Below are 13,655 nucleotides of genomic sequence, written 5' to 3'. Positions count from 1 at the left end.
CACGTCACATCGCGGCCGGTCGTTAAGGATCGGATCGCGGGCCATGCAAAGTATGGCCTGTTGCGCGCCCGTAGCTCAGCTGGATAGAGCACCAGACTACGAATCTGGGGGTCAGGAGTTCGAATCTCTTCGGGCGCGCCATCATTTCAAGGACTTAGCAGGACGCCGCAGACTAGAAGGAGAAATTAGTCTGCGATTTAGTCTGCGGAGATCGCGCTGCAACTGGCGGCCATGTGGTTTCCGTTCCGACCGCGCCTGATCGGGCGTGGCCACGGTCCGCTTATGGCCCAAAGCGGTCTCTCGCTTAGCGAGCCGGTTGTGGCAGTAGGCTATCCGCCCGCGTGGTCGTTGCCACCGTGGGCGGCGATGAACATGGCGACGGCCGACCGGCAATAGGATTCGATTTCGTTGTCGTCCTCTGCTCTCGCCTCGTCGAAGCGTGCGATAATCAGGAGATCGCATCCTTTGAAAAGCGCGGCAAACAAGCGGGCGGACCGGAGAGGATCGGGCACGTTCAGAACCGCCTTCGCGTGCAACTGACGCAGCAATGCCTCGATTTGAGCGATGATGTGGGCGGGGCCGGCTTCGTAATGGAGCTTGCTCAACGCCTGTTGATTCGTGCTGTCGGTCATGACCATGGCTTCGACACTTCGGACGCCCGGGCGCAACAGCGTGCGAAGCAGGGATGATCCCACCGCCATGAGCTGATCTTCGGCCGAACCGTCGACGTCTTCAAAAAGGGCCTGCGGTATTAACTGATGGCAGCGAGCCGCAAAGGCCGCGCTGAACAGGGCCTCCTTGTTCTCGAAGTGCCTGTAGATGCTGAGCTTGGATATCTTCGCCCGCTGAGCGACCATGTCCAATGTCGTCGCTTGAAAACCCAGTTCCGCAAAGAGTTCGCCCGCGGCGTCGACTATGGTTTGGCCAAGCGCCTCGTTGGCGGGCCGGCCGCGCCGGCCCTGGCTATTTTCAGTCACGACAATTCCAGTCCTTGACAGTATCCTAATTCTTGCATTATGATACCAGGTAGTATCTGAAATGCAAGTCGTTGTGCCCTGGCCCAGCGCTTCATCTACAACACGGAGCCCATTTCCATGGATGACGTCATCATCATCGGCGGAAGCTTTGCCGGCCTCGCCGCCGCCCTGCAGCTCGGCCGTGCCCGCCGCAAGGTCACCGTTCTCGATACCGGCCTGCCGCGCAACCGCTTCGCCGGTCACTCGCATGGTTTGCTCGGCCACGATCACAAGCCACCGTTGGCAATCCTGGCTGAGGCGCGGCAGCAGCTGGAACGGTATCCCACGATCAGGCTGGTCAATGGCCGGGCCGAAAGCGTCTCCGGCGCCATCGACGATTTCTCAGTCGTCACTGACGATGGCGAAACCCTTAGGGCGCGCCGCCTGATCCTGAGCTATGGCGTCATCGACCAGATGCCTGATGTTCCGGGCTTTGCCGAAGGCTGGGGCAAGTCCATCGTGCCCTGCCCCTATTGCGACGGCTTTGAAGTCGCCGGCCAGCATTGGGGCCTCGTCTGGTCCGGTCGGCAGTCACACAATCAGGTCAAGCTGTTCCACGATTGGACCGACAGGTTGACGGTCTTCGCCGATGGTCATGACATTCCGTCCGATATCCGGGCCGATCTGACGCGCCGCAACACGCCTGTCGTCGATGGCCGGATCATCGAGATCGCCCATCACGAGGGCCATAACGCCACCGTCAAGCTCGATACCGGCCCAAATGTCGCGGTCGACATCCTGTTCGCGCATCCGCGCAACAAGCCGTCCGCAAACCTCCATGAATCACTGGGCCTCGCCACGGTCGATACGCCACTCGGCATCATCCTCAAGGTCGACGAGCGCCGCGAAACCAGCACGCCCGGCATCTACGCCGCCGGCGACCTCGCCAACCCCGTTACGCCGCCATCGGTCACCCTGGCATCATCGCACGGCGCGATGGCGGGTATCTTCGCCCAGCAGTCGATGCTGGTTTGAGAGCAGAGATTGGAGAGGAGCGTCGCCGATGTCGCCGGTTCAAGTTTACAGAGAACACTTTCCACAGTTCACGCAACGGCACTTTCTATTTTGCAAGCGGCCCAAGCCAAGGCACGCCGGTCATCTTCGTCCATGGCTGGCCAGAACTTGCATTGAGCTGGCGGCATCAGCTTCCGATCTTCGGTGCGCTCGGCTTCCGGGCGATCGCACCGGACTTGCGGGGGCATGGAAGGTCCTCGCTCTACAGCACGCACGACGCCTACGCCCAGCGCGAAATCGTCGCGGACATGATCGAGCTGCTCGACTCCCTCGGTGAGGAAAAGGCGGTCTGGGTAGGGCACGATTGGGGAGCGGTGGTCGTCTGGAACATCGCCAGCCACCATCCGGACCGTTGCCTCGCGGTCGCCAACCTGTGCATACCCTATGCCACGTTCGAGCGGGGACTTGATGTGCTCGTCGGGCTGGTCAACCGCGAGCTGTACCCGCAAAGCGAATATCCGTTCGGCAACTGGGAGTACCAGCGCTTCTACGAAGAGCATTTCGAGAAGGCCACCAGCGCCATGGAGGCGAACGTCGCAGGAACCTTCAAGACGCTGTTTCGCGCGGGCGATCCCGATGGGAAAGGCAAGCCGGCGCCGTCGTCTCAGATTCGCCGTGATGGAGGCTGGTTCGGCGGAAAGGGCGCCGCTCCGAACCTTCCTCGTGATGAGCGGGTCATCACCGAGATCGACCTGCATGCCTATGTCTCCGCCTACGAGCGAACGAGCTTTTACGGCACGGCCTCGCTGTACACGAATCATGCAGCCAACGCTCGCTATGCACTCGAGGCATTGAATGACCACCATCTCGACATGCCCGTTCTCTTTCTGGAGGCGGAGCGCGCCCGTAGCTCAGCTGGATAGAGCACCAGACTACGAATCTGGGGGTCAGGAGTTCGAATCTCTTCGGGCGCGCCATTTTCCCCTTAAAATTCAGGCAATTATCTAAGGCTTCCATAAACGCCGTTCCCCGCATTCCCGGCACGTTCCCGGATTATGTTTCCGAAGCGTTCTTGCCGCCTCGATGCGCGACACGAAGCTCCGCGACATGACGCGTCTTTTCGAGCGTCTTTAAACCTATCATAAAACAGCGTTTTTTACACAGTCTGGACCCAAGTCGGCCATTCCGGGAGGCCAGCTCGAATGTCTCGAAACTTGCGGAAATGGACGCCGCTTCGCCACCCACACCGATCCGTGGGGCTGCGTTCGACGACGATCCTCACATTGCAAACGACCTGCGGGAGGCACACGAACAATCGGGCTCACATGGGCACCGAGGGACTGCCTGCGGCGTTCAGTAGAAGTGTTGGATGAAACGCGGGTTCCCCTGAAGCGCTGTTGAGGTCGGTCGTTTCATTTAAGTGCGACCAGTCCTATAATCCGGTGAGGTTAGGCCGAACCAATGGACCGCAAGCTTTCAGCCATTCTTGCTGCTGATGTCGTGGGCTATTCCGCGCTGATGGAACGCGACGAGGCTGGTACATTCGAGCGCCTTCGTGCGGGACGCAAGGAACTGTATGAGCCGGAGATTGCCCGCCATCACGGCCAGATTTTCAAACTTATGGGCGACGGGATGCTCGCCGAATTTGGCAGCGTGGTGGACGCCGTGGAATGCGCCGTCGCGCTGCAGCGCGGGCTGGCCGAACGGAACGCCGCCGTTCCCGAGGACCAGCGGATCCAGGTCAGGATCGGGATCAATCTCGGCGAGGTGATCGTCGACGGCGAGGACCGATATGGCGAGGGCGTCAATGTTGCGGCCAGGCTTCAGCAGCTGGCAGACCCGGGCGGCATCTGTGTCTCGGCAAAGGTCGCCAGGGAGGTTGAGAAGAAGCTGGCTTTCGGCTTCGAGCCGCTGGGCGAGCAGAAGGTGAAGAATATCGCCGAACCGGTGCAGGCCTTCCGCGTAATCCTTGAGGGACAAGCCAGACGCCAACCAGCGCGGTCATCGCCTCCGCGCTGGGTTTGGGCAGCAGCAGCCGTGCCAATCCTTATTCTGGTTTTAGCCGGGACGGTCTGGCAATTCTGGCCGACTGCGACAGTAAACGGCAAACCGTCGGTAGCGGTGCTGCCGTTCGACAACTATGGCGGCGACGAGGCGACCGGACGCCTCGCCGATGGCCTCACTGAGGACATAATCACCGATCTGGCGGGGTTCCCTGAATTCCAGGTGATCGCCCGTAACTCGACTGAACAATACCGGGACAAACCAGCGGTGCCGAGTGAAGTGGGTAAGGCGCTTGGCGCAGGATTTGTGGTCGCGGGTTCCATCCAGCGTCAGTCTGACCGCGTAAGAATTACGGCGCAGCTCATCGACGCCAAAACGGGCAAACACATTTGGTCGCAGCGCTGGGACCGGCCGGACGAGGACTTGTTCGCAATCCAGATCGAAATTTCCGAGCAGATTTCGAACCGCCTCGGCGGCGGCGCAGGTTTGGTCCAGGAGGCGGGCCGCATTACCGCCCACCGAAAGCCGCCCGAGAATCTCAACGCCTACGAACTTTATCTGCTCGGCACCGAAAAACTCGAGCAAGTCAATCAGGCGGATGTCGAGGAGGCCGTCAGGCTGCTCACCCGCGCGGTCGAACTGGACCCCGGCCTAGCCCGCGCCTGGGTCGAACTTAGCCATTCCCATGGTGTCTTGACCGGTTTTGGGGTTGAACCCGACAAGAACCGGGCTCTCTCTGCCGAGGCTGCCGAGCGCGCCGTCCTGCTCGACCCGAGCGATGCTGAGGCGCATGCTGTTTATGCCATGACTTTAGGTGACAGAGGCGAATTCGAACGCGCCAAGGCAGAGTTCGATACCGCACTGCGCCTCGCTCCCGGCCAGTTCGAAGTTCTGACTTTCTATATCGATTGGGCCTCGACCTTCGGCGAGCCTGAGCGCACCGCGGAACTGGTCGACAAGGCGGTCAGTCTCAACCCCGGTTTCCCGATGTGGAGTGCCAGGATTTTCACTCATGCCTACTTCATGGCGGGCCGGTATGAGGATGCCCTGCGGATGCTGGACCGCTTGACGCCGGAAAACTATGGAAGGAAACACTGGGTGATACGTTCTGGCGCGCTTGCGGCACTCGGCCGAACTGAAGAGGCGAAGGTCTCAGTAACGGACGCACTCAGGCGGTTTCCCAATTTGACCGTCGAGGGATTTATCAATATTCCTGGATTCAGCGAAGCGGAGCGCCAGCGGTTGATCCAAACCATGCGGCTCGTCGGCTTTCCTGATTGCGCCAGGGCGGAAGAACTCGCGAAGGTAAAGAAGCCGCTGCGCCTGCCGCAGTGTGCTTCGCCATAATCGCATTGAATGGCAGCCACGGATGACAAACGTCTCGAAGGGTCCGAGACGCGACCTTCGTTTCACTGACCGCGAAAGCCCAGACGTGGCGCTCGTCGCTGAGCGTTCGGCTTTAAATCCAAACCGAACGTTCCCGGACGGGATAGCAGGCACCAGTCCTCCAGCACCTGCTGAAGCCGTCCTTCTGCAAGGAAGGGGCGCAGCGCGTGGTCGGGCAGGCAGGCAAGGCCCAGGCCGTTCAATGCGGCGTCGCCCTCCGCCAGTGCGGCGACGGACGGCTCCGGACGAAGCAGATGATGGCTGACGAAGGTCAGAACGGTATAGGCCACAATCGTCACGCATTTGTGAGCTGTGTATAAGTCTATCCGGGATTATGGGTCTAATCTTGGGCCGTGCGTCGCCCTAAGTGTCAGTAGTAACAGTCCGCGCATGGCCCTGCTCAGGAATAATGCTGATGGAACGCAAGCTCGCGGCAATCATGGCCGCCGATATCGTCGGCTACAGCCTGCTGATGGCTGAAAACGAGGCTTCCACCTACGTGAAGCTGCGCGCTGTTTTTGATGAGCTCATTGACCCGACCATTGCCAGCCATGGCGGGCGCATCGTCAAGACGACGGGAGACGGCTTTCTCGCCATGTTTCCCAGCGTCAACGAAGCGGTTGATGCGGCGCTGGCCATACAGGCAGGCTTCGACAAGGGCCCGTTCGAGCTGCGCATCGGCATCAATCTTGGCGATGTCATCGAAGATGACGGCGACGTATACGGCGATGGCGTCAATGTGGCCGCCCGTCTTGAGGCCATGTGCGATCCGGGGCAGATATTCGTCAGCGGCGCCGTGGTGATGGCGGCCGCCCGCAACAGCGCGGACAGGTTCGTCCGCATCGGCCGCAGGCGGGCCAAGAACATTCCCGAACTTCTCAACGTCTACCGCGTAAGGCGGGCGGGCTCTCCGTGGTCGCCTTGGCGGCAGGTGCCGCAGGTGCTGCGCAGCACCGCCGCCCGCTGGTCTTATGGCGCGGCCGCCATAGCCCTCATCCTCATCGGCACCCAAATCCAGCCGCTCTCCCTGGCAGCCATGGTCAGCCGCATCCCGGCGGCCTTGTCGATGGACCAGAGCCGCGCCGACCCCAGGCCGTCAGTGGCGGTCATGCCTTTTGCGGCGATGAGCGGCAGCGGCGAGCAATCGTATTTCGCGGACGGACTGACCGAGGATGTGACGACAGCCCTTGCCCGCAATTCAGAGCTGCAGGTAATCGCGCGCGATTCCACCTACGCCGTGCACGGGCAGGATATGGACGTGCGCAAGCTCGGGGCGAAGCTCGGCGTTGATTATGTGGTTGAAGGCAGCGCCCGCCGTGAAGGCGACCAGCTTCGCGTGTCGGCGCAGCTGATCGATGTAAAGACAGGCGCGCATCTGTGGTCGCGCAGTTTTGACCGGCAGGTCGCCGACGTGTTCACCGTCCAGAGCGAGCTGACCACCGAAATCGTCGCGCAGATCGCGCCCTATATCGGCAGGAGCGAGGCGGCGGCGGCAGCGGAGCGCCCGACCGACAATCTGCAGGCCTATGATCTCGTGCTGCAGGCCCGCAACCGCTACCGGCACGGCGCCAATGACCGGCAGGACATTCTGGAAGCGCGGGGCCTCTACCAGCGCGCCCTTGAAATGGACCCGTCCTATGCGGCCGCCCGCGCAGGCCTCGCGCTGACCTATATCGCCAGCGTGGCGCAGAGCGGTGACGGCCGGGCAAACGCGCCGGAGCTCCATCTTGGGCTTAGCGAAGCCCGGCAGGCGGTCCGTCTCGATCCCAATCTTGGCCTTGGCTATCAGGTCATCAGCTTCGGGCTTGCCGTCCAGGGCGACTATTCAGGCGGCTTGCAGGCTGCACGGCGCGCTGTGGAGCTCAACCCTAACGATCCCGACAGCATGATGGCGCTTGCAAAGGCGCAGGTTCGCTTCGGGGAATATGATGATGCCGTCGCCAACGCAGAGCGGGCCCGCCGCCTTCATCCTATGGCGCCCGAGTACTATGCCTATGTGCACGGGCAGGCGCTCTACGCGGCTGACCGCCGCGATGAGGCTTCCGCCGTCATAGAGGAATGCCTGATCCGGGCGCCGCGCGATGCAAACTGCCTTCTGATTCAGGCCGCTTTGCAGGGCGGGGGCGGAGAGGTCGAGGCAGCCCAGCAGACGATGGCAAAGCTGATCGAGGCGCATCCGGAATTCTCGCTGGAAGCAGAGCGCGCCTACCGCCGGTTCGGTGACAGGCCGCTGATGCAAGAGTTCCTGCAGGACCTCGCACAGGCCAAGGCTCCTGAAACCGCCTGATAGTTTTTACGGAGCGAGTTCAATCAGTTTCATCTCTTCGGGCGCGCCATTGCGAGGGGTGGAAGCCGTCTAACGAATGATTATTCGCTGGGATTCGGCATCACTGGGTCGGGACGTCAGATGCAGGTTGTCTAGAGCGGTTTATCGTTTCACGGAAACGCCGAACCGCTCTATCTCTTTGTTTTTGCGCAATTCCGGACGGAAAACCGTTCACAATTTTCCTGGAATTGCTCTAAACGACGCTGGATATCTTCGACCAGCAGGGCTGCCTCCTCCGCGATTGCCAATATTGTGCCCGACCGCCGCGAGATCGAAAAAGGCAGGCCGGCAAAATACACGCCAGGGACGCTAGCGAACCCCTTCTCGTGCAATGGCTGGCCTTGTGCATCGAGCACATTGGGAACACACACCCACCCGAAATCCCCTCTGAACCCGGTGCACCAGATCACCGTTGTGATCCCCCGCGCGGCAAGATCAATTGACCGGACGGGTGGATTCGGCAGAAGCGCGCCTATCACCTCCGCCGGGTCCGGCTCAGCCTCGGGGGCATCGATCCCGTTGCGCGCGATAAACTCGTCGATCTGGCTTCGAACTCTGGCGGAGCCCTCGTCTCCAAGGCGAACATGCTCTTCTGCATCGTCACTGAACGAGAGACTGCCGTCGTCGACGCCCGTGAGCCGACCCAGCAAGACAACGCCTTGCGCACTGAGGGACTGCAGGCTGATCGTATGGAGCGCCCCTGTCAGCGGCCTTCCAGGAATAGGCCCCTGTTGGAGCAATTCCCTGCGGGTCACATCTATCAGCCCGCTGAGAACCATCCAGACCGAGATGTGACGACCTCGATACATTCGGGGCAGCCGGCCGACTCGGCTCGTTGCAAGAAACACGGTTCGCCCCGCCTGGACCAAGTCCTCGGCGATTTGGCCACCCGACTGGGCGCTTCCGACCACCAACACGGCTCCATTGTCGAGACCAGATGCGTTACGGTAGGCCGATGCATCTATCTGTTGGACTTCGGGCGGCAACAAAGCAGAGAAAGGCGGGCGCGCCGGGCAATTCTGGTTACTGCTGGCGATCACCACATTCCTCGCCCACAGGGCGCCGCGCGGAACGGCCAGCCGGTACAGGTCATCGCTCGCAACAAGGTCGGTCACCGGCGTACCGGTCTCCACCGGGAGGCCATACCGGTCGGCATAGTCCTCCAACAGCGCGACTAACTCGCCGCTTGTCATCGCACCGTCGGGATCGGGGCCGTCATAGGTATCCCCAGGCATGACCGTCTGGATGTTGGGTGTGTTTACCCGAAAGGAGTCCCAGCGCTGGGTCCGCCAAGTCTCACCGATGCGACCCCGCTCCAACACTCGATGACGCAAGCCACGCTGCGTCAGCGCATGACTGACACCTAGTCCCGCCCAACCGGCACCGATGACGACGGCATCAAGAATGTCCGTTCCGCTCGTCATCACGCTCCCCTCTGATGTCACACTATTGTACGTTGTGAAATCAGTAAATGGTCGGTTTTCCAGCACGGCGTTGATCTCACGCATGACAAGCGTTTAAAGTCCCCGCAACGACATAGCGGTGCCCAGGTTCATCCTTTCCGGCGGGCCAATTTTGTCGTTTCCACGACGCCAACACCGAAATTGCCGCCCATTTGCCGCTGGAGCTACGTCCGCGCGCGGAGCGCGAAATAGCCAAGAGGCGAGAAAGCGTAGTAACGGCGGTGATCGGAATCGTTTGCGGCCGAATGACGTATTTTGGCCCAAGGCAAAGCTCGCATGTTCATCGTTGGATGGACATCGCGAGCCCGTGCTGGGGCGCGCCGCGCTGCCGTTTCCGTCGTCGGGTGCTAATCGCCAATACAGAACTGCAGGGCGAGCGATCAGCGCTTGTCCGCCGGATGACTGCTGGTCGTCGAAGGGATGCGGGCGATGACCTTGATCTCGAAATCGAAGCCGGCAAGCCAATTGACGCCCACTGCCGTCCAGTTCGGGTAGGGAGGTGCGCCGATCTCTTCCGCTCTGACGGCCAGAACTGTCTCGATCTGTTCGTCCGGGTTGGTGTGGAAGGTGGTGACGTCGACAACGTCATCGAAGCTGCACCCGGCGGCGGCCAAGACCGCGCGCAGATTGGCGAAGGCCCGCCGAACCTGATCCTCGAATACCGGCTCGGGCGAGCCGTCCTCACGGCTCCCGACCTGACCCGACACAAAGAGAAGATCGCCGGAGCGAATGGCCGCGGAATATCGATGAATATCGTATAACGCGTGGCGTTTGGCCGGATAGATGGCGTCACGTACAGGCATTTCGTGTTCCTTTCTGTCTTGATAGCGGGAGCGGACCGGAGCCGGGGGAATCTATCGGGATCAACGGGCTGAGTTGCACGACGGTGCCATGCGGCTGTGGATTGGCGGGACAGGGTGGGTCATAGCTGCGCCAGCTCCTCGTCGGTGAAATCCGCCGCGACGGCGACGTCCTTCTGCCGGTCGAGCTCCTCGATGCGCCCGCCGAGAGCCTTGCGGATGCCGGCATAAGCCTCGGCACCGAGCACCAGCCGCTTCGGAAGCGGGCCATCCTGATCGGCAAGCGTGATCATTGCGTCCGTCATGCGCTCGGGGTTGCCCTTGATCACCCAAGAGCCACGGAGCGCCTCGCGGATCTGATCGGCGGGTGTTCCCTCATAGGCCGCGAGCGGCTTGGTCCGCGCGAGATTGCCGCCGAACCCGGTCCGCGCCGGCCCAGGTTCCACAAGGGTGAACTCGACGCCGAAGGGAGCAGCCTCCTGCGCCACGGACTCGACGAACCCCTCGATACCCCACTTGGTCGCGTGATAGAGGCTGAAAGCCGGATAAGCGACCTGGCCTCCCTCGCTCGATACCTGTAGAATCCGGCCGCCACCCTGGCTGCGCAGATGCGGCAACGCCGCCCGGATGAGTGCGATCGAGCCGATGAGATTGGTGTCGATGATGTCCCGAACCTGCACATCGCCAGCCTCTTCCGCCGCGCCGAGCAGGCCATAGCCAGCATTGCTGACGACGATGTCGATCCGACCGGATGCGGCAAAGGCACGGTCGACCGCGGCGCGGACCGAGCTTTGGTCCTTGAGGTCCATTGCGACGATGCGGAGCCGTTCTGGGTAGCCTGCACGCAGGTCGGGAAGTGCGTCCTCGCTGCGGCTGGCGCCGACGACGCGGTCTCCCCTGATCAGAGCCTTCTCCGCCAGCAGCCGGCCTAGACCGGACGACACACCCGTTATGAGCCAGGTCTTTGTCATTTCTCATACCTCCAATTGATCTCGGCAGGAGATAGGGCAATCGCATTGCGCGCATTAGCCGTTGAAATCGGCATGAGATGATGCAAAATCCCCATCAATGCCCCGCCCGTCGCTCAACGATCTCACCGCCTTCGTGGCCGTTGCCACACACCGCAGCTTCCGCCGCGCAGCGGACGAGATCGGCACGGCACCTTCCACATTGAGCCATGCGATGCGTGCGCTCGAGGAACGCATGGGGGTGCGCCTTCTGAACCGCACCACACGCAGCGTCTCCCCGACAGAAGCCGGGTTCCGGTTGCTCGATCGCCTTCAGCCGGCGCTCGTCTCGCTGGACGAGGCGCTCGACAGCGTCGCGGGGTTCCGGGGCAATGTCGCGGGCACGGTCCGCATCAACGCACCGCGATTGGTAGCCGGGCTTCTCGTTCGCTGGGTTCTTCCGCAGATGGCGGAGCGCCACCCGGACGTGACCGTGGACATCGTCGTCGAGGGGCGGCTCATCGATATCGTGTCCAGCGGGTTCGATGCCGGCGTGCGCCTCCTCGCATCGGTCCCCAAGGACATGATCGCCGTGCCGTTTGCACGCCCGTTGACGTTCATCTGTGTCGCCTCGCCCGGCTATCTCGATTGCTTCGGCGACCCGGGAACGCCCGAGGAATTGCAACGCCACCATTGCATCGGCCATCGTATGCCCAGCGGCAAATTCTATCGATGGGAGTTCGAACGCGCCGGCCAGGAACTCGTGATCGCCGCTAACGGCTCCATCGTCCTCGATGACGAGGAACTGATGGTCGAAGCAGCAATAAAGGGTCTGGGCATTGCCTATGTGGCGGATTGGGCCGCGGAAGGGGCCATATCCGATGGCCGGCTGCGTAGGGTCCTGACCGCATGGATGCCCGCTCCGGAAGGGGTCGCGGTCTACTATCCCGGAAACCGAACCGTGCCGCCGGCACTGCGGGCTTTTCTCGATGTCGTGAAGGACTTGCGAAAGAAAGAACCTCAACTGGATCAAAGAAGCAGCGATCCACGCAATCGTAGTGCAGAAGGAGGTCCGGCATGATTTCACGCTTCTGCCGATCGGCCATCAGTCGATGTAGCTTACAACCGATTGCATAATGCAATTCGCATATTGCAATCAGAACCGCGCGGATGTGCCGCGTAAGGAAAAGGAGGTGGATATGGCTAAGCTCGTGTTCGGAATGAATCAGTCCCTGGACGGCTACGTCGACCATATGGCGTTTGCGCCAAGCCGCACGCTCTTCCGCCACTTCATTGAGGAGGCTCAGGGGCAGGCGGGCAGTGTGTACGGTCGCCAAATGTATGAGATCATGCGTTACTGGGACGACGATCATCCTGAATGGGATGCAGAGCGACACGCCTTCGCGGCGGCGTGGCGGAACCAGCCGAAATGGGTCGTCTCGCGCTCGTTGAAGTCGGTTGGCCCCAACGCCACGCTCGTCGAGGATGATCTCGAGGGCGCAATCCGCGAGCTGAAGGCCGAGCGCGACGGGGAGATCGAAGTTGCTGGCCCGGACTTGGCGCAAAGCCTCACCGAACTTGGCCTGATCGATGAGTATCGAATCTACCTGCACCCCGTCGTGCTTGGTCGCGGCAAGCCATATTTCGCGGGACCCCGGCCGCCGCTCCGCCTTATGACTAATGACCGGATAGGCGAGGATGTGATCAGGTTGACCTACGTCCCTGCTTAATCCCGCGACTCGCCGGATGGAAATCGCCGCTGAAGTCTGGTTTGGGCCAAAAGCGACGGGAATTGTGTGAGTCTCTCCTGTGTTCGCTTGATGAAGTCCATCATGAGGGAGAGTGCCGGTTCGGCATGCGTCTCGAACAGGAAATGCCCGCCGTCGAAAATATGAGCCTCCATACGTGGCAGATCCTGCATCCAGGACAGCGTTTCGGCGATATCGAAATAGGGCTCGTGACGGCCCCACAGCATGAGCGCCGGCGGTTGCCATTTTTCTAGATAGCCGGCGATCGCATCGAAACGCGCGGCGTGGTTCTTATAATCGGCGATGAGCGCGCGGTGGGTCTCCATGCGGCCGGGAAGATTCATCACCCTCCAGTCCTCGACCCAGGGTTCGCCTTTGATCGTGGCGGCGACCTCCTCCGGCAGACCGCCCGTATATTGCTCGCGCGTGAATTCAAAGGTCAGGTTGGGGGTTGCGGCCGCTTCGATCTCCTTTGTCGGTTCTGACCAGAACTTCAATGCGGCGTCCCACAGGGGCCCGAAGCCGGTACGATGTGCGTTTGCGTTCTGGATGATGAGGCCCGAAACCAGCTCGGGCGCTTGCATGGCGATCTGCAGGCCCACAGCGGTGCCCCAGTCATGCAGGTAGATGAAGCGACGCCCGATCACGAGGTGGGCCAGCAATTCGGAAATTGCCTCGCTGATCGCGGCGAAGGAGGGTGTCGGCGGAACGTCGGACTGGCCATAGCCCGGGAGGTCGGGCGCGATCACATAGGCGACGCGCGCCAAGCCAGGGATTACATCGCGAAATGTTCGCGATGAGCTCGGGAAGCCATGCAGGAGGAGCAAAGCGGGGTTGGATGGATCGCCCCCAGTGACGTAAGCAAGCTCGGTTCCACCGGAGAGACGCATTCGGCGTTGAGCAGGCAGGCTCATGGTAAGGTTCCGTTTTGCTGTCTAGAACTGGAGTTCAACTCAAACGAGCGGCACGAGTTCCGGATGTTGCCGAAGAGCCTGTGGCCGGACTTCCTCA

Annotated in this window: 12 protein-coding genes and 2 tRNA genes; 8 read left to right on the top strand and 6 right to left on the bottom strand. The window is 61.4% G+C overall.

Translation table 11 applies throughout. The features are described from left to right. The first annotated feature begins 64 nt into the window (after positions 1-64). Positions 65-141: transfer RNA gene (locus EN807_RS02990), tRNA-Arg, on the top strand. 188 nt (positions 142-329) lie between these two features. Here the strand turns inward: EN807_RS02990 and EN807_RS02985 are convergent. Then, positions 330-977, bottom strand: coding sequence for a TetR/AcrR family transcriptional regulator (locus EN807_RS02985; protein ID WP_135933826.1), 648 nt, complete (start codon positions 975-977; stop codon positions 330-332). Between the two features lie 117 nt (positions 978-1,094). On the opposite strand from EN807_RS02985, the gene EN807_RS02980 reads away from it, so the two are divergent. The 4 genes from EN807_RS02980 to EN807_RS02965 all read left to right on the top strand — a co-directional run bounded on the left by EN807_RS02980 (position 1,095) and on the right by EN807_RS02965 (position 5,321). Beyond that, positions 1,095-1,991 carry an NAD(P)/FAD-dependent oxidoreductase gene (locus EN807_RS02980; protein ID WP_135933825.1) on the top strand — a complete coding sequence of 299 codons (897 nt, stop codon included), beginning with the start codon at positions 1,095-1,097 and terminating at the stop codon, positions 1,989-1,991. Next, complete coding sequence (locus tag EN807_RS02975; RefSeq protein WP_281405188.1) at positions 1,988-2,893, top strand: alpha/beta fold hydrolase; 906 nt, start codon at positions 1,988-1,990, stop codon at positions 2,891-2,893. Before EN807_RS02980 ends, EN807_RS02975 begins: the two co-directional genes overlap by 4 nt. Further along, positions 2,871-2,947, top strand: a tRNA-Arg gene (locus EN807_RS02970). The genes EN807_RS02975 and EN807_RS02970 overlap by 23 nt, the downstream gene beginning before the upstream one ends. Positions 2,948-3,431: 484 nt before the next feature. Continuing rightward, positions 3,432-5,321 (top strand): adenylate/guanylate cyclase domain-containing protein, encoded by a 1,890-nt coding sequence (locus tag EN807_RS02965; RefSeq protein WP_065006810.1) that lies wholly within the window; start codon positions 3,432-3,434, stop codon positions 5,319-5,321. 62 nt (positions 5,322-5,383) lie between these two features. Here the strand turns inward: EN807_RS02965 and EN807_RS37585 are convergent, their stop codons facing one another. Continuing rightward, positions 5,384-5,650, bottom strand: a complete 267-nt coding sequence (locus EN807_RS37585) for a hypothetical protein (RefSeq protein WP_189522332.1) — start codon at positions 5,648-5,650, stop codon at positions 5,384-5,386. 125 nt (positions 5,651-5,775) lie between these two features. Between EN807_RS37585 and EN807_RS02955 the strand changes: the two genes are divergently transcribed. Beyond that, positions 5,776-7,647, top strand: a complete 1,872-nt coding sequence (locus tag EN807_RS02955; protein WP_135933822.1) for an adenylate/guanylate cyclase domain-containing protein — start codon at positions 5,776-5,778, stop codon at positions 7,645-7,647. 170 nt (positions 7,648-7,817) lie between these two features. On the opposite strand, the gene EN807_RS02950 is transcribed toward EN807_RS02955, so the two are convergent. From EN807_RS02950 to EN807_RS02940, 3 genes are all read right to left on the bottom strand, one after another. After that, entirely contained in the window at positions 7,818-9,110 is a 1,293-nt protein-coding gene (locus EN807_RS02950) for an NAD(P)/FAD-dependent oxidoreductase (RefSeq protein WP_135935762.1), read from the bottom strand. A 419-nt stretch (positions 9,111-9,529) separates the two neighbouring features. Next, positions 9,530-9,952, bottom strand: coding sequence for a RidA family protein (locus EN807_RS02945; protein ID WP_135933821.1), 423 nt, complete (start codon positions 9,950-9,952; stop codon positions 9,530-9,532). A 119-nt stretch (positions 9,953-10,071) separates the two neighbouring features. Then, positions 10,072-10,920 (bottom strand): SDR family oxidoreductase, encoded by an 849-nt coding sequence (locus EN807_RS02940; RefSeq protein WP_135933820.1) that lies wholly within the window; start codon positions 10,918-10,920, stop codon positions 10,072-10,074. 97 nt (positions 10,921-11,017) lie between these two features. Between EN807_RS02940 and EN807_RS02935 the strand changes: the two genes are divergently transcribed. Together EN807_RS02935 and EN807_RS02930 are read left to right on the top strand one after the other, a co-directional pair. Next, entirely contained in the window at positions 11,018-11,977 is a 960-nt protein-coding gene (locus tag EN807_RS02935) for a LysR family transcriptional regulator (protein ID WP_135933819.1), read from the top strand. A 118-nt stretch (positions 11,978-12,095) separates the two neighbouring features. Then, complete coding sequence (locus EN807_RS02930) at positions 12,096-12,626, top strand: dihydrofolate reductase family protein (RefSeq protein ID WP_135933818.1); 531 nt, start codon at positions 12,096-12,098, stop codon at positions 12,624-12,626. On the opposite strand, the gene EN807_RS02925 is transcribed toward EN807_RS02930, so the two are convergent. Next, the gene (locus tag EN807_RS02925; RefSeq protein WP_135933817.1) at positions 12,623-13,558 is read right to left on the bottom strand and encodes an alpha/beta hydrolase; all 936 of its coding nucleotides are present in this window, start codon (positions 13,556-13,558) and stop codon (positions 12,623-12,625) included. The two genes, EN807_RS02930 and EN807_RS02925, sit on opposite strands and share 4 nt — an antisense overlap. Positions 13,559-13,655 lie beyond the last annotated feature (97 nt).

The sequence above is a fragment of the Mesorhizobium sp. M5C.F.Ca.ET.164.01.1.1 genome, from assembly GCF_004792125.1.
GTDB lineage: Bacteria > Pseudomonadota > Alphaproteobacteria > Rhizobiales > Rhizobiaceae > Mesorhizobium > Mesorhizobium wenxiniae.
Note: the sequence above shows the minus strand (reverse complement) of the source record. Positions and strands in the feature narration are given on the sequence as shown.

Coding starts and splice junctions, on each gene's coding strand:
- EN807_RS02980 (WP_135933825.1), top strand. CDS start 1,095: ATGGATGACGTCATCATCATCGGCGGAAGCTTTGCCGGCCTCGCCGCC.
- EN807_RS02965 (WP_065006810.1), top strand. CDS start 3,432: ATGGACCGCAAGCTTTCAGCCATTCTTGCTGCTGATGTCGTGGGCTAT.
- EN807_RS02955 (WP_135933822.1), top strand. CDS start 5,776: ATGGAACGCAAGCTCGCGGCAATCATGGCCGCCGATATCGTCGGCTAC.
- EN807_RS02950 (WP_135935762.1), bottom strand. CDS start 9,110: ATGACGAGCGGAACGGACATTCTTGATGCCGTCGTCATCGGTGCCGGT.
- EN807_RS02945 (WP_135933821.1), bottom strand. CDS start 9,952: ATGCCTGTACGTGACGCCATCTATCCGGCCAAACGCCACGCGTTATAC.
- EN807_RS02940 (WP_135933820.1), bottom strand. CDS start 10,920: ATGACAAAGACCTGGCTCATAACGGGTGTGTCGTCCGGTCTAGGCCGG.
- EN807_RS02935 (WP_135933819.1), top strand. CDS start 11,018: ATGCCCCGCCCGTCGCTCAACGATCTCACCGCCTTCGTGGCCGTTGCC.
- EN807_RS02930 (WP_135933818.1), top strand. CDS start 12,096: ATGGCTAAGCTCGTGTTCGGAATGAATCAGTCCCTGGACGGCTACGTC.
- EN807_RS02925 (WP_135933817.1), bottom strand. CDS start 13,558: ATGAGCCTGCCTGCTCAACGCCGAATGCGTCTCTCCGGTGGAACCGAG.